The organism is uncultured Ruegeria sp. (assembly GCF_947497005.1).
In the GTDB taxonomy this organism is placed as follows: Bacteria; Pseudomonadota; Alphaproteobacteria; order Rhodobacterales; family Rhodobacteraceae; genus Ruegeria.
Genome location: NZ_CANMFF010000057.1, coordinates 1 through 1326, shown reverse-complemented (window position 1 = coordinate 1326; position 1326 = coordinate 1). Strand labels below are relative to the sequence as shown.

The following is a 1326-nucleotide window of genomic DNA, read 5'->3' as shown; positions in this document are numbered from 1 at the left end:
CGTCGACAACGCATACGGCGACAGAAACCTAATCTGCACATGCCCCCCAATGGAAGCGTACGAAGAAGCAGCAGAGTAGGAGGTAGCGCTTAACAATCCGCTTCCTGCCCTGCCGGATTGAATTCCAGAATGAGGGCAGCGCCAATACAGGCGCTGCCCTTCGCCAAATCTATGGAGGAACAATGAAACACTATGTCCTCGCAAATGATCATGCCAATCTGGCAAAAACGGAGCCTGAGGCTCCGGAGAGACAGAAGCACATCGAAGTCATTCTCAGCGACAAGCGGGCTTTGGCTTCGGCTGAGATCATCGTCGAATTTTATCAGGCTTTGAACAGTTTGATCGAAGACTACACTTACGTGGTCAATCTTCGCGTAGCCGGCAACGAGGCTGTTGGCGGACCTCTCTACTGGGCGGGCCGGGCCGCAATTTTCTGGGGAGACCTGGAGAATAACTGGGATGTTGCAGGTCCGCGCAGAATCTGGATCTCGCAGGTCCTGAATTTATCTTCACGGACAATTCTTGTTGGCGGAGCTGTCCTTTTGCTCACGCAACTGGGCAGAGCGGATCGAAACAGCGTCGCGGTTCATCCAAACTTTGCTGCGGCTGCTCTGGAAAGCGGATTGGTAGATAGCGGTACAGGAATTTGTCTGACGACAGATGGGGGCCCGCACAGCGCAACCAGCAGATTGAGTGCACTGCGCCTGTTTTCTGAATTTGTTTCCGTAGATCACGGAGAACATATCGCGGATTCTCTGCGTAGCTATATTGGCCTGACCGAACCCACGCAAAAACATGAAAGCAGGCTTGCCGCCCGGCTGGTGCACCGGGCAAAAGGTGATCATTTGGTTATGCGCACTTTGAATGCAATGCAGGAAAATATCGAAGAGCCTTTGACGATTTCAGATCTCTCCTACGTACTCAAAACCTCGACACGACAGTTGCAGCGACGGTTCCTGTGCAAAACCGGGGCAAAGCTTCTTTCGACCTACAAAGAGCTTCGATTGGAACGCGCGAAAAACCTGTTGCAGTTCACGAATATGTCGCAAATTGAAATCTCTGCGGCTACCGGTTTTTCATCGACCGTCGCATTGAAGCGCGCGTTTCAACGTAGCTTTGAAACCACCCCAGACGATATCCGGAACAGGCGGTTCTTTGGGTCCGCAGCACCGAAAAGCATTTAGCAAATCTTTGGCTTGCTTCATAGTTGATGGCGTCGCGTGGACAGGATGCCCACGCAACTTCGATTTGCGATCAAGCTGCTGCGATCTGACCTGCCTTTTCAACCAGTACTTCGGCCTGCCGGATCGATGCATAGTCGATCAG

At 52.3% G+C, this 1326-nt stretch carries 1 protein-coding gene; it reads left to right on the top strand.

Annotated features, from left to right (window positions below; all coding sequences use genetic code 11):
* The first annotated feature begins 182 nt into the window (after nt 1-182).
* Nucleotides 183-1184 carry a helix-turn-helix domain-containing protein gene (locus Q0816_RS25885; RefSeq protein ID WP_298856191.1) on the top strand — a complete coding sequence of 334 codons (1002 nt, stop codon included), beginning with the start codon at nt 183-185 and terminating at the stop codon, nt 1182-1184.
* Nucleotides 1185-1326 lie beyond the last annotated feature (142 nt).